This is a genomic window from Arthrobacter sp. sptzw32 (assembly GCF_059089735.1).
Window position 1 is genome coordinate 266,907 of the sequence record NZ_JBNHEZ010000002.1, and the last position, 22,019, is coordinate 288,925.

Consider the following 22,019-nt stretch of genomic DNA (forward strand, 5'->3'; position numbering starts at 1 on the left):
TTCTTCTCCCCCGACCGTGCCAGCGCCAGGACCTAGGCGCGCGCCTGTAAGCCCTCGCGACCGGTGAACGGCCGGGGGCATAAAAATTGACGCGTACAAAGCATGGGGCGACTATACCGCAAGGAAACGGACCCGCCCATGGGTAGCGGACGGGCACGCATGGGTGGAACATGACCCGTATGGACGTTGCGGCAGATGAGGTACAGAGTACTGGCCACGTGGTCCTTCTGGGCGATTCCATATTCGACAACGCCGCCTATGTGGACGGCGGCCCCGACGTCGTCAGCCAACTGCGGCAGGAACTCCCGGGCTGGAAGTGTTCACTCCTGGCCATCGACGGGGACGTGATCACCGGCGTCGCCCGCCAGCTCCGCGGCCTCCCTACGGATGCCACCCATCTGGTGGTGAGCGTTGGCGGAAACGACGCCCTGGGTTACGCACCGTTGTTGCAGGAGCGGCCGGGCTCAGTTGCCGAGGCCCTGCTTTTGCTTGGGGCGGGAAGGGACAGGTTCGACGCCGACTACCGGACCATGCTGCCTGCCGTCCTGGCGCAGGGACTGCCCACTGCCGTGTGCACCATTTACGACACTCTCCCATCGGAGCCGAACCAAAAAATCATCAAAGCAGCGCTCGCCCTCTTCAACGACTCCATCACCAGGGCCGCCTTTGCCAGCGGAACAGCACTGATCGACCTTCGGCTCATCTGCAGCGAAGACGGGGACTACGCGAACCCCATCGAGCCCTCAACCCAGGGCGGACGAAAAATTGCGCGGGCCATTACTGCCCTCGTCCGGGGCGGGCAGCCTTACCCGCACTCGGTTGTCGTTGGCGGGGCGGCGCCGAAAGATTTTGCCGCCCCGCCAATCCAGCCAAAAGGCTGAGCCTGCGCCCCCGTCAGTGCGGGCGTAGGCTGCGGATCCGCGGATGCTTGATCCGCTTTGGAGGCCGGGAGTCAGCTGTGGCTGGCCGGTACTGGACCCGCCGCCTGCCCGCACGGGTGGCTTTCCGCTCCTGCCGCCGGGCCTTTCTTTCCGGCCGGTCAATGCCGGACAAAACAGCAAGGGATCCTGCGATCCAGAGGAACGCCATCGTCAACACCAAGGTAATTTCCATCTCAGCGCCCATGGCTAATCTTAGAACTTTCGAACCCCGGGAAGAGCCCCCATTTCCCGCGGCCTCCTTCTGATCTCCGGCCTACAACACCCCCAGCCCCCGCACCGCAGCCAGGACGTCCTGCACCGTGACTGCCAGTAGCGCCGGATCCGGCTGCTCCGCGAAGGTATCGCCCCGCCGCAGTTCAGCGCGGGTCAGGACAACGTGGGGACCTGGGGGCGGACCCCAGATCTCGGGGGGTGCAGGCCCGAACAACACCACCGACGGGGTGCCGTATGCAGAAGCCAGATGCGCGGCCCCTGTGTCCGCCGAAACCAGCAGACGGGCCGCGGCGATGGTCGCAGCGAACTCCGCGAGGCCGAGCCTGCCTGCCAGAACTGTGTCCTCTGCAAGCCCCGACCGGCGGCACACATCCAGGGCCCGGTCCCTTTCGCTGCTGCCACCGGTGAAGACGACGTTGTGCCCGGCCTGGTCAAGGGCCGAGGCAACTGCTGCAAACCGCTCTGCCGGCCAAAGGCGGCTGCCGTAGGCGGCCCCGACGTGCAACACGGTTGCACCAGGAACGGGGCTGGGCACGTGCGGCGTGTTCAGCTGGATGTCCAAAGGATCAGCCTCGATCCCGTGCCATTCCAGGAGCTTCGTCCAGCGCTCCCTCTCATGCAGCTCGCCGTGCCACGGCGGCCCGTCCCGGTACTGGCTCCGGTGGCCTATGGTTTGCCGTGCCTGCAAAGCCTCGATCCGGCCCTGGCTTTCCGGTCCGCTGCCATGGAGGTTAACGGCAACATCCACGATGCCGGGCTCCATGGCCAGTGGTTCGTCCAGGCCGTGTGTGGGAAAAAGTTCATAACCACCAACGAGCCCAAGCGCCTCCGACAGCCAGCCCTGGGCCGCGTACCGCAGCCGGTGTTCCGGGAAGGTGCGCCGGAGAGCCTTCAAGGCCGGTACTGCGACGAGCAGGTCCCCCAACTTGAGGGCCCTAAGTACCAGGAGCTCGGGTTTTCCGTCGTAGGCGTCCACGGCGTTCCGTGCCGCAGCATTAGGAGCGCTCATGCCCGGTGCCCGGCCAGCTCGGTTGCCGCCAGACTGCGGACGTCCTCGTGCACATCCCGCACTTCAATGCCGGCCACCACCGAGTCGTCGTGGGGGCAGCGCGGAGCCGTCCAGCCAACCTGGGTAACGTCTATGCCGCAGGTGGGACAGGCCGTCACCCAGGAAGCGTGGATCCGGTGCAGGCTCCGCCCCAACGCGCCGGCATTAATAACGTTGCCGGCCCAGAAGATTCCAACTGTGGGTACCCCCAGCGCCTGGGCGAGATGCCGCGGGCCGCTGTCATTTCCCACTACCACCGCTGCGCCGGCCAGCACCGCCACCAAACCCGCCATGTCCAGCTCGCCGGCCAGCGAGCGGACGTCGCCCGACGCCGCCAGTTCGACGATGCGGTCGGCGATGTCCTTCTCGCTGCCGTCCCCCACTACCACCACCTGGAAGCCGTCACCGGCACAGGCTACGGCGAGCTCAGCGAACCGCTCAGCTGGCCAGCGGCGGCGCGGATCCGTGGCCCCGGGATGCATGACCACCAAAGGCTGGCTGTCGCCGTCGGCCGCTTGGAAAGGAGCCTGCAGCCCTTCGGCGGGCGCCAGGCGCGCCTCAAGATCAACAGGATAGGCACCGGCGAACCCGGCCACCTCAAGCGCCCGCAGGGGCTCGTGCTGGTAGTAGAGGTACGGTACTGTGCGTTCCAGGCTTACCGCGTCAGGGGTGCGCGTACCCACTGTATGCCTGGCACCCAACCGAAGCAGGAATGGGTTGGAATACCGTCCGCCGCCATGGACCTGCACTGCGAGGTCAAACTGCCGGGCACGCATCTCCCCGAAGAACCGGTCCAGTTCCTCCTCGTCCTCATCCCCTGGCCGGACGCCTTCGGAAAAGGGCAGCACCTGAACTTCGTCTATTGGGCTCTTGGTGGCACTGATCAGGGCTTTGTGCGCCGGGGTGCCGAGAAGTGTGATGGAAGCCTCAGGATAGGCGGCTTTCAAGGCCGCAATGGCGGGAATGGCAAAAATCAGGTCACCGAGACCACCACCGCGCAGGACGGCTATCCTTGATACTGAGTTAAACTTATCGAGGACCGGACCAACGCCTGTGCCGGCCCGCCCGGCGCCTCCGAACTCTGCAGTCAACTGCTCCATATGTACCCCTTTGAATAGTGCGGAGACCGCAGCGTCCACCGCGGCCTCCCCTGCCTTGCAGCCACAGTAGGGTGATGAACCTTGAGGCCGCTTCCTTTAAACCTCTACCCAAACGGCAGTCAATATACTCCCGCTATTGGGGAATACCCGGATGATGCTGTACGTTTCATACGCGACAGACGAACCAAAGAAAAGAGAAGCACCTAAATTGGCAACCGATTACGATGAACTGCGTTCCGACGTCAAGGAATCGCAGGACAACTCTCTCGAGCAGCTCCAGTCAGCCAACGCTCCCGACGCGCGCAGCGTTGTCCTGGAGCTGGACGAAGCTGACGGCCTCGACGGCGCGGGCGTACCCGGCGGCGAGTTTGTCGCTGAGGAGCTCGTGGTGCAGGTCATCCCGCAGGCAGAGGACGAATTCACCTGCTACTCCTGCTTCCTGGTCCGCCACCGCTCGCAGATTGCGCGCCAGAAGGACGGCCACACCTACTGCACAGAGTGCGAAGGCTGATCAGGCAACCAGACGGTACGGCTGCTGCAGCCGCTCCCACAACTGAGCGAAAGGCACGCCCGCCAATTGGTGGACGTGCCTTTCGCTTTTAAGCGAGCTTCTGCCGCACCAGCTGGCTGACTTCCTTGCCGTCGAAGCGGCCTGCAACCTCAGCTGTCACAGGCTTCATGACTTCGCCCATCTGGCGGGCCGTCAGCTCGCGGCCCCCGGCGCGGAGCCCCTCGATGACCTCATCGACAATTGCCTCCACCTCCGCCAAAGTCAGCGGCTTGGGCAGGTAAGACTCAATCACTTCCGCTTCGGCAATTTCCGCCGCCGCACGGTCCGGCTGTCCGGCTTCTGCATAAATCCCGGCGGTGTCCCGCCGCTTCGCGGCTTCCTTCTGGAGCAGGGTTGTTACTTGCGCGTCATCGAGCTGGACGGGTGTCTTTCCCGATTTTTCACGGGTCTCAATCTCGCCCAGGACGTTCCTGACGGTGGTCAGTGCGGTCTTGTTGCGCTCCTTCATATGGATGACGACGTCGGCCTGCAGCCGTTCCTTTAGAAATGACACGTTTCCTCTGTTCCTATGTTTACTGTTGCCTTTGGACGGGGCGGGGGCGGCGCAGGGCGCCGCGGCAGCGTCTTCCCATCCCTAGTACCGTAGGGGCTTATGGCCGCACATGACCACCCGATTCTCGACACCAATCAATGAACCTTCCGGACAACCCCTGGAACACGATCCTTGCCGCCTTCAGCCACACGGATGTCCCGGCCATCTCCTTTGTTGAGCTGCTGGTGGCCCTCGCCATTGTTACCGCCTTGTCAGTGCCCCGCCGGTCATGGAAATACGTTGGCCTGCTGTCGACTGCCACCCATGAATTGGGCCATGCCTTCGCTGCCGTCACGAGCGGGCAGCGGTTATCCGGCATAAGGCTGCGTTTCGACCATTCAGGCGCCACCACTACGTACAGCCGGAGCAGGCTTGCCACCGTGTGGTCCTGCTTCTGGGGCTACCCCGTGCCTGCCGTTGTTGGCGCTGCGCTCGTTTGGTGCGGCTTCAACGGGTGGGGTCCGGCAGCTTTAGCGGCCAGCACCGTTGCCCTGGCTGCCACGTTGCTCTTCCTCCGCAACCCCGCGGGTTTCCTGATTACTGCCGCCGCCATTGCCGCCAACACGGCCCTCATTTTCCTGGTGCCGGACCGGTTCGTGGGTCACGTGACCGTCATTCTAGGCCTGGTGCTGCTGGTGGGTGCCGTCCGCGACCTTATCAAGCTCACCCACGTGCACCTGCGGCGGAGGGACCGGCTCGCCAGCTCGGACGCTTACCTGCTGTACCGCGCTACCGCCATCCCCTCTGGTGTCTGGATCGTCCTGTTCATGGTCTTCATTGTGGGGTCCTGGCTTGCCGCGTGGCAGCCGATCTCCGCAGTCCTGCCGGCGGGCGCATAGGGTGGATCCATGAGCCAGGAAACGGAAAGCACCCAGCAGGCAATAAACGGCAGTACCTCTGAGCACAGCACCCGTGGCGCCTACGTCACCGGCGGAGCGGAGTTCAACCGCGACACCAACTACATCGAGGATCGGATTACCTCAGACGGCAGGCCGGGCCTTAACGGCGAACCTGGCTGGCCCGCGGAGCCGGGGCGCTACCGCCTCATTGCTGCCAGGGCCTGCCCCTGGGCCAACCGGACAGTTATCGTCCGCCGCCTCCTGGGGCTCGAAGACGCCATTTCCCTCGGCCAGCCCGGCCCCACACACGACGCACGGTCTTGGACGTTTGACCTGGACCCCGACGGCGTTGACCCGGTCCTGCGGATCGAGCGCCTTCAGGAGGCGTACTTCAGGCGCTTCCCCGGCTACCCGCGCGGCATCACCGTCCCGGCGATTGTCGAGGTCGCTACAGGCGCCGTTGTCACCAACAACTTTCCGCAGATTACCCTGGACTTCTCGACCGAGTGGGCGAGATACCACCGCCCCGGCGCGCCCCAGCTGTACCCCGAGCATCTTCGCGAGGAAATCGACGCGGTCAACAAGCGGGTTTTCACTGAAGTCAACAACGGGGTTTACCGTTGCGGCTTCGCCGGCTCGCAGGAAGCCTACGACTCCGCCTACGCCCGGCTCTGGTCTGCCATGGACTGGCTGGAAGAACGGCTCTCCCGGCAGCGGTACCTGGTAGGCGACACCATTACAGAAGCCGACGTCCGGCTGTTCACCACCCTGGCCCGCTTCGACGCCGTCTACCACGGCCACTTCAAGTGCAACAGGCAAAAACTGAGCGAGATGCCGGCACTATGGGGCTACGCACGCGACCTGTTCCAGACTCCCGGCTTCGGCGACACCACAGACTTCGTGCAGATCAAGCAGCACTACTACATCGTGCACGAGGACATCAATCCCACCGGTATTGTCCCGGCCGGCCCTGCCCTGAACGGATGGCTGGAGGACCACGGGCGGGAAGCCTTGGGCGGCCGTCCCTTCGGGGACGGGACTCCACCGGGGCCGGTAAAGCAAGGGGAAGAAGTTGCCCCCGGACACGGAGCGCACTCCTGACGGAAATCGCTTTCTGGCTAAACTTGCCGGATGCAGATATCCCAATGCCACATAACGCCCGGCTACGAAAACGTACTGGAGCTCTTCGAATCATTCCTGGACGCGGATCCTGAGTACAGTGCCCAACTCGCCGCCTACCACCAGGGGAAGCAGGTGGTGGCACTCACGGGTGGACCGGACATGGACGCGGACACGATAACCGGCGCCTACTCCTGCTCCAAGGGAGTGGCAGCGATGGTGATGGCACTACTCGTCCAGGACGGACTGCTTGACCTCGACGCTACGGTGGCCCACTACTGGCCCGAGTTTGCGGTCCATGGCAAGGACAGGTTGCTGGTGCGGGAAGCCTTGTCACACCAGGCCGGGCTTCCAGGTGTGGAGGGCGGGTTCGCGCTGGATGAGTTCACCACCCCCGGTGCTGCCGCCCGCCTGGCCGCCGCACGGCCGTCCTGGCAGCCGGGGCGGCAGTTCGGCTACCACGCCCTGACCATCGGGATCCTGATGGAGGAGCTGTGCCGCCGGACCGCCGGAGAACCGCTTCAGGGAATTTATGACCGGAGGATCCGGACCGCCCGGGACATCGACTTCTTCCTTGGCCTGCCCCAGGAGTTGGAGACCCGGTACAGGGACGTGCTCTACACCGGCGACCCGCAGGAGCCTTGGCTGGACCCCCTTAGCCTTGACGGCCTGAACAGCAACGCGGCTGTCAGCACCATCATGGAGCTCCCGAACATCCGCGCAGTGCGGGCCGCCGGCATGTCGGCGGCGGGCGGAGTGGGATCCGCCGATGGCCTGGCCAGGCTTTACGCCGCGGCCACCACCGGAATCGACGGCGGAGAGGCCTTCCTGCGCCCCGCAACAGTGGAGCTGATGTCCCAGGAGCAGGTGTGGGGCCTTGACCGGTCCTCCGGGCTGGACAACGCCTTTGCCGTGGTGTTCATGAAGCCCCACCCCTCCCGGAACTTCGGCAGCCACCGTGCCTTCGGCCACGAGGGCGCCAATGCGGCCCTGGGGTTCGCTGACCCCGCTTACGGGCTCGGGTTTGGCTACATTCCCCGGCGGGCTGAGGACGGACGAACGCCGGGCAAAGCCCACCAACTTGGCGCCGCCGTGCGCCGTTCAGTGGCAGCCTTGTCCTGAAAACGGCCACACCGGATGCCCCGGTCCCCGGCCTGACCAGCGGCTTTGTCCCCGCCCTGGCGGGCGCCCTAGGGTTAATTGAATGGCCAAATCTCAAGCACGTCCGGCAGTCCGGTGGGCCTGGGGCACCCAGTACCTGAAGCAGGCAGTGGAAGGACTGTCCGCTGCGTTCGCTGCACAGCGCCTGCAGTTGGCGGCGAAGGCCGCCCTGGCCGCGGGCCTGGCCTTCCTGATCGCCCCGCTGATGCCGGGGGCAGCAGCCAACTACCCCTACTACGCGCCGCTGGGAGCACTGGTGGCGATGTACCACAACGTCGCAGGCTCAGTGCGCCAGGGCTTCCAGGCCCTTGCCGGGCTCGCCGTCGGCATAGGCCTCGCTGTCATCCTCGTGACCATTGCGGATCCCTCACCCCTGACGGTGGCCTTGTTCATGGGGATAGGTGTGCTGCTGGGCGGGGTTCGGGGCATAGGTTCCGGCAGCGACTGGATTCCGACGGCGGCCCTGCTGGTCCTCCTTGTGGGAGGCAACAATGCAGACGAATTTTCTTTCGGATACCTAATGCAGATGGGCGTGGGCGTGGGTGTGGGCATCGCCGTGAACTTCCTGGTTTTTCCCCCGCTGCACCTGAAGGCGGCCGCGGCCAGCCTGGATGACTTACGCCTTGCCCTGGGCAAGCAGTTGACAGACATGGGTGCAGCGCTGAAGGAAGAGTGGCCGCCTGAACACGAGGAATGGTCGCGCCGCTCCGAGGAGCTCGCATCGGCCGCGCGCTCCGTCCGGCACCTCGTTCAAGAAGCTGACGCCAGCCGGCGCGCCAACCCCCGGCGCAGGCTCCACCCCCGTGATATCGACGACGACTACCGCAACCTTCGACAACTGGAGCGGGTGACGTTCCACGTCCAGGACATGACGGACGTGCTCTCGGACGTCATCTGGGAAAGCGACGTGCCCTACACCGTTCCGCTGCAGGACAGCGGACCGCTTGCCGACGCGATCACCGCAGCCGGCAATTTGCTTTCCTCAATCACCGGTGCGGACACAGCGGAGCAGGAGGTGCTTTTCGCCGCCGCCACGACGGCTGTAAACGCCGCCGCGGCAGCCACCGCCGCCCGGGAGCTGCAAGAGGGCGCCCTCCCCGCGTCCGAGTCGATCCTCCTCAGCCTTCACCGGATCCTGCGTGCCGTCCGTCCCGGCGGCGAGGCAACGCCGTCGTAGGAAAGGAAGACTAAAGGGCCTTGACCGAGCCGCTGAAATGCCTGCGGCCGGACCGCGGGTTCCACGCTGAAAAGTCGGAGCGCTCCCAGTTTCCCGCGGCGCCCTGCACCGTACTGATATCCAGCGCCACCCGGCAGGGAAGGAAGACCGGAGCCTCGAAGTCCACGTCCCAGGAGAAAGAATCACCACGGACAGCACCGACGTCGGCGAGCGCCCTGGCCGCAAGGTACATGCCGTGGGCGATGGAGCGCCGCATCCCAAGCGCCTTGGCTGACAGCACGCTGAGGTGGATGGGGTTGAAGTCCCCGGATACGGCCGCGTAGGCCCTTCCGGTGTCTACCCCCAACTGCCAGAGCCCCGTGGGGTCCGGGGCCGTGAACCCGGTGTGTGCCGGAGCCGCTGATGGTTTGTCGATGCCGGGGAGGAAAACCCCCTTGGCGAGGTAGGTTGACGTACCCTGCCAGGAAGTGTCTTCCTTGCCGGCCAGACGCACCTCAGTTACCACGTCGACTTGAGTCCCCGCACGGTGGCCGCGCAAGTTTTCGACGTGCGCAGTAATGTCCAGGGCGTCCGTGAACAGCACCGGCGCTCTGTGTTCCACGCTGTTTCGAAGGTGGATCATGCCCAGCAGCGGGAGCGGAAAGTCGTCCCGGTTCATGACGCTCATGGCGAGGGGGAACGCCAGGGCATGGATGAAGCCTGCGGGCAGGACATCACTGGCAGTTTCGCCGATGAGGTGCTGGTAGGCAGTGAGGTTTTCAACGTTTACCGTGACCCCGCGGACCTCGTGGCCTTCCCCCGGGAGAACGGAGCCGTCATGCGTTCCAAGCAACCTGCGCCGGGCCGCCTGGGCTGCGGCATTTACGTACAGCTTCGACAGCGACGGCATTTCGCCCAGGGTCACCGGTTGTGCGTGCATCATGCTCCCATCACGTACTGCCCGCAGACCCGCAGTACTTCACCGTTGATACCGCCGGCGGCGTCGCTGGCAAGGAAGGCGATGGTTTCGGCCACGTGGGTTGGTTGTCCGCCCTGCTGCAGCGAGTTGAGGCGGCGCCCCATCTCCCGCAGAACCAGCGGCACCCGGGCCGTCATCTCGGTTTCGATAAAGCCGGGCGCCACGGCATTGATGCTTCCCCCGTGGGCACTGATCAGCGGCGCGGTGGCACGGACCATGCCCATGACACCGCCCTTGGATGCTGCGTAGTTTGTTTGTCCCCGGTTTCCCGCAATGCCGCTGGTGGAGGCGACGGAGACGATCCGCGGAGAAGCGCGGAAGTGTTCGGACCCAAGGAGTGCCTCGTTAATCCGGAGCTGGGCCGCAATGTTGATGTCGATTACCGAGTTCCAGCGGGCTTCATCCATGTTGGCCAGGAGCTTGTCCCGGGTGATGCCGGCGTTGTGGACCATGATGTCCAGCCGCCCGTGCCGCTGGACTGCGTGCCCAAGGATCCTCTGCCCGGCGTCGTTCCTGCTGATGTCCAGCTGGAGCGCAGTCCCCCGCACTTCGTTGGCTACCGCTGCCAACTGGTCGCCGGCTGCCGGGATGTCCACCAGGACCAGGGTGGCGCCGTCCCGGTGCAGCGTCCTGGCGATTGCCGCGCCGATGCCCCGGGCTGCTCCGGTGACGACGGCGACCCTGCCCTTCAGTGGCTTTCCCACGTCCTGCGGAGGTTCTCCCGCGGCTGTCGAGACCGTGATGAACTGGCCGTCCACAAAGGCGGAACGGCCCGAAAGGAAGAAGCGGACTGCCGCCAGTGCGCCCGGGCTGGTGGTCTGCACGTCCGGTGCCAGCAGAATACCGTTGCCGGTGGCGCCGGCCCGCAGTTCCTTCGCCAGGGAACGCAGGAAGCCGTCCACGCCCTGCCGCGCTGCTGCCGCCGCCGGGGTGGTTGCGTCCGACGCCCGCCGGGACACGGTAATGACACGGCCTCCCGCAGCCAGGTCCCGGAGGGAAGCTGCAGCGGAGAGGACGGGCTTTCCCAGGTTTTCCGGCTGGGCCACGTCATCCAGTACCAGGATGATGGCTCCAAGTTTTTCCCGCGGAACGGCGTGGCGCCGGACATCCAGGTCCCAGGAGAGCAGTTCGGCGGCCAGGGTGTCAGCGCCTGCCGTGCTTCCCTGGACCAGGACGGGTCCCGTGATCAGCGGTTCCCCGGGCTCGTACCGGCGCAGGACTGCCGGCTGGGGAAGCCCGAGCTTTTTGGCTACGTTCCTGCCCAGGCCCTGGTTTACCAGTTGTGCGTATGTATCCGTCATCCGTGCCCCCTACAGTGATTCCAGGATTGCAACAACGCCCAGGCCGCCGGCTGCGCAGATCGAGACGAGGCCGCGGGCGGGGCGCCCGTCAGTAAGCGCCTTTTCATGCAGTGTTTTGGCGAGCGAAGCAACAATTCGGCCGCCGGTCGCGGCGAAGGGGTGGCCTGCAGCAAGTGAGGACCCATTGATGTTCAGCTTTGACCGGTCCACCTTGCCGAAGGCACCTGGCAATCCGAGCCGGGTCCGGCCGAATTCCTCGTCCTCCCAGGCGGCCAGCATGCTGAGGACTGTGGCCGCGAAGGCCTCGTGGATTTCGATGAAGTCGATGTCGTCCAGGGTGAGGCCCTGGCGGGAGAGCAGCCTGGGCACGGCGAACACCGGTGCCATCAGGAGTCCGTCCTTGCCGTGCACGAAATCCACCGCAGCTGCTTCCCCATCCACCACGGCTGCGAGCTTAGGCAGGTCGCGGGCATCGGCCCATTCTTCGGAAGCCAGCAGCACGGTGGAGGCGCCGTCGGTCAGCGGGGTGGAGTTTCCAGCCGTCATGGTGGCGTCCGCGCCGAGGTTCTTGCCGAAGACGGGTTTGAGGGCTGCGAGCTTTTCCAGGGAGGTGTCAGGACGCAGGTTTCCGTCCCGGGTCAGGCCGCGGTAAGGGGTGAGCAGGTCATCAAAGAAGCCTGTCTCGTAGGCCGCCGCGAGGTTCCGGTGGCTGTTCAGGGCAATTTCATCCTGCGCCTCACGCGAGATCTTCCATTGGGCTGTGGTCAGCGCCTGGTGCTCCCCCATGGACAGTCCGGTCCTGGGCTCGGAGGTTCCCGGGGCAAGCGGCGCCAGGTCCTTGGGCCGCAGGCGGCTCAGGATCTGCAGCCGCTGCGGAAGGCTCTTGGCCCGGTTGAGGTCGAGGATCACTTCGCGCAGTCCCTCGCTGACCACCACAGGGGCGTCGGACGCTGAGTCCACCCCGCCTGCGATCGCTGAGTCAATCTGGCCCAGTTTGATCTTATTGGCCAGGCCTACCACCGTTTCAAGGCCTGTGGCGCAGGCTTGCTGGAGGTCGTAGGCCGGTGTGTCCGGGGAGAGGGCGGAACCGAGCACCGCCTCACGGGTGAGGTTGAAATCCCGTGAGTGCTTCAGGACCGCCCCGGCAGCCACTTCCCCGATGCGTTCGTCCTGCAGACCAAACCGTGCGATGAGCCCGTCCAGGGCGGCTGTAAGCATGTCCTGGTTGGAGGACTTGGCGTAGGCGCCGCCCGACCGCGCGAACGGGATGCGGTTGCCTCCAACAATGACTGCGCGGCGATGTGCAGGGGCGGAGCTTGCGGCGGGAGTTCCGGCAGCGTCTTGTCCGGTGGTGGACTGTCCGACAATGGACATGGGTATCTCCTCGGGTCACGTTCGGTTACCGATACCCAGCGTACCTGATACGCTGGGTATCGTGAACACCCGGCAACGCCCCGCACCAGTCGCTGTGATCGCGCCCGAAGACGGGCGCTCGTCCCGCTGGCAGAGCCACCGGGAGGAGCGGCGCAGGGAGCTGATCAAGTCAGCCCGACGGGCAGTGCACGCCCTTGGCAGCGACGCTTCCATGGAGGACATTGCCGCCGCAGCAGGAACCTCGAAATCCGTCTTTTACCGCTATTTCGGGGACAAAGCCGGACTTCAGCAGGCTGTAGGCGAAGTTGTCCTCAGCCAGATGCAGCGTCGGATCCAGGAAGCCGCGCAGAGCGCCGTCACACCACGCGAAGGTCTGCTTGCCATGGTGACTGCCTACCTGCAGATGGCCAGTACGAGCCCGAACGTCTACACCTTCGTCACACAGCATGCGGCTGCTGAACAGGACCGTTCCAGGGACTCGGCCGCCGGGTCCGCTGCCTTGGGGCACTTCTTTGACGCCGTGGCAGACATGATTGCCACTCCCATGCGCTCACACCTGGGCGATGGCAAGGAGGCCGTCATCGGCTACTGGCCCAAAGCGGCCATCGGGCTGGTGCGGAACGCGGGAGAACAATGGCTCAGTACCCCGGACTCCGCAACGAAACCCGGGCAGGAAGCGATGGCACGGCAGATAACGGCCTGGCTGTGCGTTGGGATTGCTCCTGAACTGCCCAAGTTGTCCGGCCCCGACGCCTGATCCCCATGATCCCCATGATCCCCATGATCCCCCGCAGCGCCACCCCACCTGTCAGCACCAATAAAGGACATCGACATGACTGAACTAGTGGACCGTCCCGCCCGAAACCGGCAAAGCCCCGCCGCAACGGCCGCCCCGGGCACAGCCTCCGCCCAGCCCGCCGTCGACGTCGACGCGCTGGGTGAGCAACTGTTGGGCAAGTGGGCCGCCACCCGCCGCCAGGCCAGGAACCTGGCCGCGCAACCGGAACTGCACAAGATTGAAGGCCTGACCCACACGGAACACCGTGCCCGCGTGTTCGGGCAGCTGAAGTACCTCGTGGACAACAGGGCAGTGCACCGGGCGTTTCCCGAGTCGCTGGGCGGCTCCGATGACCACGGCGGGAACATCGCAGGCTTTGAGGAACTGGTGGTGGCGGACCCCTCGCTGCAGATCAAGGCCGGCGTCCAGTGGGGGCTTTTCGGTTCCGCGGTGATGCACCTCGGCACCGCCGAACACCACGCAAAGTGGCTTCCGGGCATCATGAACCTTCAGATTCCTGGCTGCTTTGCCATGACGGAAACCGGTCATGGCTCTGATGTGGCCAGCATCGCCACCACCGCGACCTACGACCCTTCCACTGATGAATTCGTCGTGCACACGCCCTTCCGGGCAGCCTGGAAGGACTACATCGGCAACGCGGCCACGGACGGCCTAGCCGCGGTGGTGTTCGCCCAGTTGGTCACCCGGGGCGTCAACCACGGGGTGCACGCCTTCTACGTGGATCTCCGTGACCCGGTCACCAAGGACTTCCTGCCCGGCATCGGCGGCGAGGATGACGGCATCAAGGGCGGACTCAACGGCATCGACAACGGCCGGCTTCACTTCAGACACCTCCGGATCCCGCGGACCAACCTGCTCAACCGCTACGGCGACGTGGACGCCGATGGACGGTACAGCTCCCCCATCGCCAGCCCGGGACGCCGCTTCTTCACCATGCTGGGCACCCTGGTGCAGGGCCGGGTGTCGCTGGACGGCGCTGCTGTTGCCGCATCCAAGGTCGCTCTGAAGGCGGCCATCCAATACGCCACCGAACGCCGGCAGTTCAACGCCTCCTCGCACACCGAAGAGGAAGTGCTCCTGGATTACCAGCGGCACCAGAAACGCCTGCTGACAAGGCTGGCCACCACGTACGCGGCCAGCTTCGCCCACGAGCAGCTGCTGGAAAAGTTCGACGACGTGTTCTCCGGGGCCCACGATACGGACGAAGACCGCCAGGACCTGGAGACCCTGGCTGCCGCACTGAAGCCGCTCAGCACCTGGCATGCGCTGGACACCCTGCAGGAGTGCCGCGAAGCATCCGGCGGCGCCGGGTTCCTGATCGAGAACCGGTTTGCATCACTGCGGGCCGACCTGGACGTCTACGCCACCTTCGAAGGCGACAACACGGTGTTGCTTCAGCTGGTCGCCAAGCGGCTCCTGGGTGATTACGCCAAGGAATTCCGGAGCGTGGACTTCGGGGTGCTGGCACGCTACGTTGTCGGCCAGGCGACCGGAGCGGCCATCCACCGCACCGGCCTGCGCCAGGTGGCCCAGTTCGTGGCCGACACCGGCTCCGTGCAAAAAGCGGCCATTGCCCTCCGCGACGAGGAGGGCCAGCGCGCGCTCCTCACCGACCGCGTGCAGACCATGGTGGCCGAGGCGGCTGCGGCTCTCAAGGGGGCGGGACGGCTGTCGCAGGAGAAGGGGGCAGCCCTGTTCAACAGGCACCAGAATGAACTCATCGACGCAGCCCAGGCGCATGCAGAATTGCTTCAGTGGGAGGCGTTCACGGATGCGCTGCGCGATGTTGCTGATCCCGGCACGAAGACCGTGCTGACCTGGCTGCGGGACCTGTTCGGGCTTTCGCTAATCGAAAAGAACTTGTCCTGGTACCTCATGAACGGCCGCCTTTCCATGCAGCGGGGCCGCACCGTGGGCGGGTACATCAACCGGTTGCTGGTAAGGCTCCGTCCCCATGCCGTGGACCTCGTGGACGCCTTCGGCTACGGCGAACAGCACGTCAGGGCAAGGATCGCCACCGGCGCCGAGAAAGAGCGGCAGGACGAGGCGCGCGCCTACTTCCGCAACCAGCGGGCCAGCGGCCAGGCACCCGTGGATGAGAAGGTGCTCCTCGCCCGCACCGTGGCGGGGAAGCGGAACTGACGTCACCCGGGCGCAGGAAAACGACGACGGCGCCGCTCCCCTTGCGAGGGGGCGGCGCCGTCGTCGTTTGTGCTGGAAAGAGCTGCTAACTCTGTGCCGGCAGCACCGAGCGGTACACCTCAAGGGTTGTTTCGGTGATCGATTCCCAGGAGAAGTGCTGTTCCGCGCGCAGCCGGCCGGCCTGTCCCATGGCGCGGGCACGGTCGGGGTCGGAGACCACTTCGGTGAGGGCGGCGGCGAATTCGGTGACGAACTTTTCCGGGTCAAGGGGCGTGCCGGTGCCGTCGGTGACCTGTTCCAGATCCACGAGGAGCCCGGTGCGGCCGTGGTCCACCACCTCGGGAATACCGCCGGTGGCGCTGGCCACAACGGCGGCGCCGCAGGCCATGGCTTCGAGGTTGACGATGCCGAGCGGTTCGTAGATGGAGGGGCAGGCGAAGGCGGTGGCATGGCTGAGCACCTGGATGAGCTCATGGCGGGGCAGCATGCGTTCAATCAGGACAACGCCGGTCCGCTCCCGCTGAAGGTCCTCGATCAGGCGGGCCGTCTCCGCGGCCAGTTCCGGTGTGTCGGCAGCACCCAAACAGAGGACCAGCTGGACGTCGGCCGGAAGCTTGGCGGCGGCTCGCAGAAGGTAGGGAACGCCCTTCTGGCGCGTGTTTCTCCCCACAAAAACGACACTCGGCTTGTCCGGATCAATGCCCAGGGCGCGGACCGCGTCGGTGTTCTCATCGCGGTTCCACAGCCCCACGTCGATGCCGTTGTGGACCACCCGCACCTTGGCCGGGTCCACGTCGGGGTAGCTGCGCAGGATGTCCTGCCGCATGCCTTCCGATACGGCGATGATGGCCGCAGCGGCCTCGTAAGCTGTCTTCTCCACCCAGGAGGACAAAGCGTAGCCCCCGCCAAGCTGCTCCGCCTTCCAGGGACGAAGCGGTTCGAGGCTGTGGGCGCTCAGAACGTGCGGAATCCCGTGGAGCAGGGACGCAAGGTGCCCTGCCATGTTGGCGTACCAGGTGTGTGAATGGACCAGGTCCGCGCCCTCGATGTCAGGGACGATCCGCAGGTCCACCCCAAGGGTCTGGACAGCGGCGTTAGCTGATCCCAGGTCCTCCGGGACCGCGTAGGAGGTCACTCCGGCACCGTGGTAGTCAGCGTCGCGGGGAGCCCCGAAAGCACGAACCTGCAGGTCAACGTGCTTACTAAGCACCCTGCTCAATTCGGCCACGTGGACCCCGGCGCCACCATAGATCTCAGGCGGGAACTCTTTAGTCACAATGTCTATTCGCACAAGCACCAAGGTAGTCCTTCACGCTTAACTGTTCTAGTGTGAAGGAGTCCGGGCATGCCGGACTGTCTTGGGGAGTTACGAAGGCGTACAGGAGCGACCAAATATGCCGTTGAACAAAAGAGTCCTGGCCATTGTCCTCGCAGGCGGCGAGGGAAACAGACTGATGCCACTGACGGCAGACCGTGCGAAGCCCGCGGTACCGTTCGCGGGAAGCTACCGCCTGATTGACTTCGCCCTGTCCAACCTGGTGAATTCCCGCTACCTTCAGATCGTCGTTCTCACCCAATACAAGTCCCACAGCCTTGACCGCCACATCTCTGAGACCTGGCGCATGTCCACGCAGCTGGGCAACTACGTGGCCTCCGTTCCGGCCCAGCAGCGTGTGGGCAAGAGCTGGTTCCTCGGCAGCGCCAATGCCATCTACCAGTCCTTGAACCTTATCCACGATGCCAACCCGGACATCGTGGTGGTAGTAGGCGCTGACCACGTCTACCGGATGGATTTCGCCCAGATGGTGGCGCAGCACGTCAACAGCGGCGCCAAGGCGACTGTCGCCGCGGTACGGCAGCCGCTGCACATGGCCGACCAGTTCGGCGTGATCGAAGTGGACCAGAACGATCCCCAGAAGATCGCGGCCTTCGTGGAAAAGCCCGCCACCACCCCCGGACTGGCCGCAGACCCCTCCCAGTTCCTGGCCTCAATGGGCAACTATGTGTTCGACGCCGACGCACTCGTCGCAGCCCTGCACGTGGACGCCGAGCGGCTGGACACCAAGCACGACATGGGCGGAGACATCATCCCCTACTTCGTGAACCAGGGCGAAGCCGGTGTCTACGACTTCACCCTCAACGACATCCCCGGCTCAACCGAGCGGGACCGTACGTACTGGCGCGACGTCGGCACCATCGATTCGTTTTACGACGCCCACATGGACCTCATCTCCCCGCTGCCGGTCTTCAACCTGTACAACTCCGAATGGCCCATCTACACCCGGCAGAGCATTTCCCCGCCGGCCAAGTTCGTCCGCGGCCAGAACAACACTGTGGGCGCCGCCCTGGACTCGATTGTCTCCAATGGCGTGGTGATCTCCGGCGGCGTGGTGGAAGGCTCGGTCCTCTCCAACGATGTCTACGTGGCCACCAGCAGCCGGATCATCGATTCGGTCCTGATGGACAAAGTGCAGATCGGTGAGGGCGCCGTCATCAACCGGGCCATCATCGACAAAAACGTCAAGGTGCCGGCGGGAGCCGCAATCGGACTCGACCCGGACCTGGACCGCGCCCGCGGCTTCAAGGTCACCGATTCCGGAATCACCGTCCTGGCCAAGGGCCAGGAAGTTCCCGAGCCCGGAGACGAAGAGCGCAAGCTTGCTGCCGCCAACCTGCATCTTGTGCCGAACGCGATTAAGGCAGCAGCGGAGCAGTACCCGGATCTTCGGGAATCCGTGGACAAGGTCGCCAAGACGCACGCTGCCGCAGCAGCAGAAACAGCTTCCGGCGCCCGCATCTCCTGATCGCTTCGAAGAAGCGCTCCCCGCCTCTGCCAGGGACCGCTCCCCTGCTGCCCGCCCCGTTGACTGCGGGGCGGGCAGCAGGGGAGCCGGAGGCTGTAAAATCGGTACAATGAGCTCCCCCGATTTGACGCCTGAGGAAATCCAGGCCTGCCTCAAGGTCCTCAACACGATCCACGCCTATGACGAGGAGCATCCGGACTATATCTCGGTGCGCCGAGCCACCGGCAAAATGTTCAAGGCCGTCAAGAGGCACCGCCGCGTCACCAAGCGGGACCTGATTTCCGAGGCTGACCGGGCCGTGATCGCCCAGACGGCAACCGCAGCCCCGGACCGGATCGACGACGAAACCCGTGGAAACAAGCTGGCCCCCTCGGCTACCGGCAAGGTGGCGGGTCACCTGATCCGCTCCCGCCCCTGCTACATCTGCAAGCAGCACTACACCCAGGTTGACGCCTTCTACCATCAGCTCTGCCCGGAGTGTGCCGCGTTTAACCACGGCAAGCGGGACGCCCGCACTGACCTGACCGGACGCCGCGCCCTGCTCACCGGCGGCCGGGCCAAGATCGGGATGTACATCGCGCTCCGGCTGCTCCGGGACGGCGCCCACACCACCATCACCACCCGGTTCCCCAAGGACGCGGCCCGCCGGTTCGCTGCCATGGAGGACAGCGGCGAGTGGCTTCACCGGCTCCGCATCGTGGGCATCGACCTGCGCGACCCCGCCCAGGTAATGGCCCTGACCGACTCGCTCAACGAGGCCGGCCCGCTGGACATCATCATCAACAACGCGGCCCAGACAGTGCGCCGGTCCGGTAACGCCTACAAGCCGCTGGTGGACGCGGAGGACGAACCGCTTCCCGCGGCCCTTGAGCAGGCCAACGGCGGCCCCGAGCTCGTGACCTTCGGCCATGCGCATGACAAGCACCCCCTGGCTCTGGCCAGCAGCGTCACGGAGCATCCGGTCCTCGCCGGTGACGCCATCACCTCACTGGCGCTCTCCACCGGTTCCGCTTCACTGGAGCGCATCGCCTCAGGAACGGCCATCGACGCCGGCGGGCTGGTTCCGGACCTTGCCACCATCAACAGTTGGACGCAGGTGGTCGATGAGGTGGACCCGCTCGAAATGCTCGAGGTCCAGCTCTGCAACGTCACAGCCCCGTTCCTGCTGGTCAGCAGGCTCCGGCCCGCGATGAAACGGTCCACCGCGAACCGGAAGTACATCGTCAACGTCTCCGCCATGGAGGGCCAGTTCTCGCGCGCCTACAAGGGCCCCGGGCACCCGCACACCAACATGGCCAAGGCGGCCCTGAACATGATGACCCGGACCAGCGCGCAGGAAATGCTGGACACGGACGGCATCCTGATGACCGCCGTCGACACCGGCTGGATCACTGACGAACGGCCCCACTTCACCAAAGTCCGGCTCATGGAGGAGGGCTTCCACGCACCCCTGGACCTAGTGGACGGGGCGGCGCGGGTCTACGACCCCATCGTGATGGGCGAGCACGGCGAGGACCAGTACGGGGTGTTCCTGAAGGACTACAAGCCGAGCCCCTGGTAGGCCTATGCTCAGCGGCATGAGCCCTGAGACCCCTCCTGACGTACAGAACCTGGAACGCCACGAATGCCGGGCCATGCTGCGGACGGTGTCCGTGGGCAGGCTCGCGGTCCTGGCTGACGGGCGTCCAGATATCTTCCCCATCAACTACACGGTGGACGGCGGTACCCTCGTCTTCAGGACCGGCGAAGGGACCAAGCTGGCCGGCGCGTCAGGGAGCGCCCCGGTGGCCCTGGAGGCGGACGGCGTGGACCCGGACACGGGGCTGGCGTGGAGCGTCGTGGCGAAGGGCACTGCGGACGTCGTCACTGCAACCGACGAGGTTTTGGGGACCACGGAGCTGTACCTCTTCCCCTGGCAGGCAGGCAAGAAGGACGCGTTCGTCCGCATCACCCCGGACAGTCTCACCGGCCGGCGGTTCAAGGTGACGGAACCGCTCACCTGGTGGACCCAGCTCAGCGGCGTTGGCAGGACGGTCCCTGAGTAAAGCCTCAGGCGTCCGCATCCGCGGACGCCTGAGGCGGAACGGTGCCGTCGAACGGCAGGCAGCATCAGGCCAGCTGGGTGATCTCCACACTCACGTTCAGCGCAGACCCGCCACCGCCGGACAGGATGCCTTTCAGCGGGGACACGTCCCGGTAGTCCCTCCCCCGGGCCACGGTGACATGGAAGTCGCCGGCAGGTTTATGGTTGGTCGGATCCCAGCTCCGCCAGTCGCCGTCCCAAAATTCCAGCCACGCATGGGACTGGCCGGCCACCGTTTCGCCGATGCCGGCACTGGACCGGGGGTGCAGGTATCCCGAAACGTACCGGGCAGGGATGCCGCAGCTCCGCAGCGCACCGATGGCGAGGTGCGCCAGGTCCTGGCACACACCCTGCCGTTGGTTCCAAGCCTCTTCAGCGTTGGTGGTGACGGCAGTGGAGCCGGACATATAGGTCATCTCACCGCGCATCCACTCGAAGACGGCCATGGCGGCGTCGTGCGGGTTTTTGTCCGCCACCACCCCGGGGACGATGCCCAGGACCTCGTCACCGGGACCGCTCAGCCTGGACTGCGGAAGCCAGTCGCTGAACGTATTGAGGGTCTCGGGTGAGGCGAGGACGTCCCAGCCCACAATGTCCTGCTCGGAAGGGATCTTCTCGGCACGGTGCACTTCCACCGTGATGTTGGAAACCACTTCGAGGTGCTCGTGCGGCATCTGCATGTCAAAGGCAGTGACCCTGGTCCCCCAGTAGTCGCGGTAGGTGCTCACGGCAGCCTGCGACGGCGAAACCTTGACCACCGATTCCAGCACCACCTGCTGGGAATCGGTCAGGGGCGTCATCCTCGCCTCGTTATAGGACAGCGTGACGCGCTTGTTGTACTTGTAGGCCGTCTTGTGGACGATGCTCAGCCGGGTCATGAAACTTCTCCCACCCAGGCCAGTTCGTCCGCCTGATTGAAGTACTTACGGGAAATGGCGTCCGAGGCCTGGGACACTGCCTTCTGCACGCGTTCCATGTGTTCAGGCAGTTCGGACATGAGGTCGTCCGTGCGGTGGAACTCCAGGAACGTGCGGGCCTGGCCCACAATCCGGCGGGCGTCGTTGATGAAGCCCACGCGCTGGGCGGAGGGATCAAGTTTGGCGAGGCACTCGTCGGCGTCCCGGAGCGCGTACACAATGGACCGCGGGAACAGCCGGTCCAGGAGCAGGAACTCTGCGGCGTGCTGGTCGCCGAACGCCGCCCTGCGGGTGCGCAGGAAGGACTCGTAGGCACCGGCGCACCGGAGCATGTTGACCCAGGACATCCCGGCTGACAGGACGTCCCGGGTGGAAAGCATGCGGGCGGTCATGTCAGCCCGCTCCAGGGACCGGCCCAGCACCAGGAACAGCCAGCTTTCGTCGTGGCTCACCGTGGTGTCCGCCAGGCCGCTCACCATGGCTGTGCGTTCCAGCGTCCAGTTGCAGAACCGGTAGGTGCCCACCACGTCCTTGCGGTGCTGGCTTAACCCGTAGTAGGTGGTGTTGAGGCTCTCCCACAGTCCCGATGACACTGTCTCGCGGGCGCGGCGGGCGTTTTCCCGTGCTGCTCCCAGGGACCCTGCAATGGAGGTGGCGCTGGTTTTGTCGTATGCCAGGGCGTGGAGCAGTTCCGGCAGCCCGAAGTCCTCGCTCTGTGGTCGTGCGCCCATCACGGCCAGGAGTTCCTGCGCCACGCTCTTGCGTTCGTCCATAGGCAGGTGGTTCAGCCGCTCCAGATGCACATCGAGGATGCGCGCGGTGCCATCGGCACGCTCCACATAACGGCCGATCCAGAATAGGGACTCGGCAATACGGCTAAGCATTCGCGGCTACCTCCTGCGGGCCCGACACTGGAAAAGACAATGGTTCGATCATGGCC

The 22,019-nt window shown here is 65.2% G+C and carries 20 protein-coding genes; 11 read left to right on the top strand and 9 right to left on the bottom strand.

What is annotated here, in order from left to right:
* Positions 1–170 precede the first annotated feature (170 nt).
* The gene (locus AC5RVN_RS04775) at positions 171–881 is read left to right on the top strand and encodes an SGNH/GDSL hydrolase family protein (RefSeq protein ID WP_494137223.1); all 711 of its coding nucleotides are present in this window, start codon (positions 171–173) and stop codon (positions 879–881) included.
* Between the two features lie 313 nt (positions 882–1,194).
* Here AC5RVN_RS04775 and AC5RVN_RS04780 read toward each other — a convergent pair whose 3' ends face one another.
* Positions 1,195–2,163, bottom strand: a complete 969-nt coding sequence (locus tag AC5RVN_RS04780) for a glycosyltransferase family 9 protein (protein WP_494039683.1) — start codon at positions 2,161–2,163, stop codon at positions 1,195–1,197.
* Positions 2,160–3,302: a glycosyltransferase family 9 protein gene (locus AC5RVN_RS04785; RefSeq protein WP_494137224.1), complete on the bottom strand. Its 1,143-nt coding sequence runs from the start codon at positions 3,300–3,302 to the stop codon at positions 2,160–2,162. Before AC5RVN_RS04785 ends, AC5RVN_RS04780 begins: the two co-directional genes overlap by 4 nt.
* Positions 3,303–3,510: 208 nt before the next feature.
* Between AC5RVN_RS04785 and AC5RVN_RS04790 the strand changes: the two genes are divergently transcribed.
* Positions 3,511–3,813: a DUF4193 domain-containing protein gene (locus tag AC5RVN_RS04790; RefSeq protein ID WP_104043953.1), complete on the top strand. Its 303-nt coding sequence runs from the start codon at positions 3,511–3,513 to the stop codon at positions 3,811–3,813.
* Between the two features lie 88 nt (positions 3,814–3,901).
* On the opposite strand, the gene AC5RVN_RS04795 is transcribed toward AC5RVN_RS04790, so the two are convergent.
* A complete protein-coding gene (locus AC5RVN_RS04795) occupies positions 3,902–4,366 on the bottom strand; it encodes a GatB/YqeY domain-containing protein (protein WP_494137225.1) in 465 nt (154 codons plus the stop codon).
* A 137-nt stretch (positions 4,367–4,503) separates the two neighbouring features.
* Between AC5RVN_RS04795 and AC5RVN_RS04800 the strand changes: the two genes are divergently transcribed.
* The 4 genes from AC5RVN_RS04800 (at position 4,504) to AC5RVN_RS04815 (ending at position 8,701) form a co-directional block, all read left to right on the top strand.
* On the top strand, positions 4,504–5,244 hold the full coding sequence (locus AC5RVN_RS04800) for a M50 family metallopeptidase (protein ID WP_494039680.1): 741 nt from the start codon (positions 4,504–4,506) through the stop codon (positions 5,242–5,244).
* Between the two features lie 9 nt (positions 5,245–5,253).
* Complete coding sequence (locus tag AC5RVN_RS04805; protein WP_494039679.1) at positions 5,254–6,345, top strand: glutathione S-transferase family protein; 1,092 nt, start codon at positions 5,254–5,256, stop codon at positions 6,343–6,345.
* Between the two features lie 30 nt (positions 6,346–6,375).
* Positions 6,376–7,485, top strand: a complete 1,110-nt coding sequence (locus AC5RVN_RS04810) for a serine hydrolase domain-containing protein (protein ID WP_494039678.1) — start codon at positions 6,376–6,378, stop codon at positions 7,483–7,485.
* Positions 7,486–7,633: 148 nt separating this feature from the next.
* Positions 7,634–8,701 carry an FUSC family protein gene (locus AC5RVN_RS04815; protein ID WP_494040135.1) on the top strand — a complete coding sequence of 356 codons (1,068 nt, stop codon included), beginning with the start codon at positions 7,634–7,636 and terminating at the stop codon, positions 8,699–8,701.
* Positions 8,702–8,711: 10 nt separating this feature from the next.
* Here the strand turns inward: AC5RVN_RS04815 and AC5RVN_RS04820 are convergent, their stop codons facing one another.
* The 3 genes from AC5RVN_RS04820 to AC5RVN_RS04830 are packed head-to-tail and all read right to left on the bottom strand — an operon-like array spanning position 8,712 to position 12,334.
* Positions 8,712–9,623 carry a MaoC family dehydratase gene (locus tag AC5RVN_RS04820; RefSeq protein WP_494039677.1) on the bottom strand — a complete coding sequence of 304 codons (912 nt, stop codon included), beginning with the start codon at positions 9,621–9,623 and terminating at the stop codon, positions 8,712–8,714.
* Positions 9,620–10,960 carry a 3-oxoacyl-ACP reductase gene (locus AC5RVN_RS04825; protein WP_494137226.1) on the bottom strand — a complete coding sequence of 447 codons (1,341 nt, stop codon included), beginning with the start codon at positions 10,958–10,960 and terminating at the stop codon, positions 9,620–9,622. Before AC5RVN_RS04825 ends, AC5RVN_RS04820 begins: the two co-directional genes overlap by 4 nt.
* Positions 10,961–10,969: 9 nt before the next feature.
* Entirely contained in the window at positions 10,970–12,334 is a 1,365-nt protein-coding gene (locus AC5RVN_RS04830; RefSeq protein ID WP_494137227.1) for an acetyl-CoA C-acetyltransferase, read from the bottom strand.
* Here AC5RVN_RS04830 and AC5RVN_RS04835 point away from each other — a divergent pair.
* A complete protein-coding gene (locus AC5RVN_RS04835) occupies positions 12,333–13,091 on the top strand; it encodes a TetR/AcrR family transcriptional regulator (protein ID WP_494137228.1) in 759 nt (252 codons plus the stop codon). The two genes, AC5RVN_RS04830 and AC5RVN_RS04835, sit on opposite strands and share 2 nt — an antisense overlap.
* 75 nt (positions 13,092–13,166) lie before the next feature.
* Positions 13,167–15,275, top strand: a complete 2,109-nt coding sequence (locus AC5RVN_RS04840) for an acyl-CoA dehydrogenase family protein (protein ID WP_494137229.1) — start codon at positions 13,167–13,169, stop codon at positions 15,273–15,275.
* Positions 15,276–15,360: 85 nt separating this feature from the next.
* Here AC5RVN_RS04840 and glgA read toward each other — a convergent pair whose 3' ends face one another.
* Positions 15,361–16,566 carry a glycogen synthase gene (gene glgA / locus AC5RVN_RS04845; protein WP_494137230.1) on the bottom strand — a complete coding sequence of 402 codons (1,206 nt, stop codon included), beginning with the start codon at positions 16,564–16,566 and terminating at the stop codon, positions 15,361–15,363.
* A gap of 103 nt (positions 16,567–16,669) precedes the next feature.
* Between glgA and glgC the strand changes: the two genes are divergently transcribed.
* From glgC to AC5RVN_RS04860, 3 genes are all read left to right on the top strand, one after another.
* Positions 16,670–18,079: a glucose-1-phosphate adenylyltransferase gene (glgC, locus tag AC5RVN_RS04850; protein ID WP_494104791.1), complete on the top strand. Its 1,410-nt coding sequence runs from the start codon at positions 16,670–16,672 to the stop codon at positions 18,077–18,079.
* Between the two features lie 109 nt (positions 18,080–18,188).
* Entirely contained in the window at positions 18,189–19,640 is a 1,452-nt protein-coding gene (locus tag AC5RVN_RS04855) for an SDR family NAD(P)-dependent oxidoreductase (protein WP_494104790.1), read from the top strand.
* A 16-nt stretch (positions 19,641–19,656) separates the two neighbouring features.
* Positions 19,657–20,124 carry a pyridoxamine 5'-phosphate oxidase family protein gene (locus AC5RVN_RS04860; protein ID WP_494137231.1) on the top strand — a complete coding sequence of 156 codons (468 nt, stop codon included), beginning with the start codon at positions 19,657–19,659 and terminating at the stop codon, positions 20,122–20,124.
* Between the two features lie 64 nt (positions 20,125–20,188).
* Here AC5RVN_RS04860 and AC5RVN_RS04865 read toward each other — a convergent pair whose 3' ends face one another.
* Positions 20,189–21,040: a transglutaminase family protein gene (locus AC5RVN_RS04865; RefSeq protein ID WP_494104789.1), complete on the bottom strand. Its 852-nt coding sequence runs from the start codon at positions 21,038–21,040 to the stop codon at positions 20,189–20,191.
* Positions 21,037–21,963 carry an alpha-E domain-containing protein gene (locus AC5RVN_RS04870; RefSeq protein ID WP_102975536.1) on the bottom strand — a complete coding sequence of 309 codons (927 nt, stop codon included), beginning with the start codon at positions 21,961–21,963 and terminating at the stop codon, positions 21,037–21,039. Before AC5RVN_RS04870 ends, AC5RVN_RS04865 begins: the two co-directional genes overlap by 4 nt.
* Positions 21,964–22,019 lie beyond the last annotated feature (56 nt).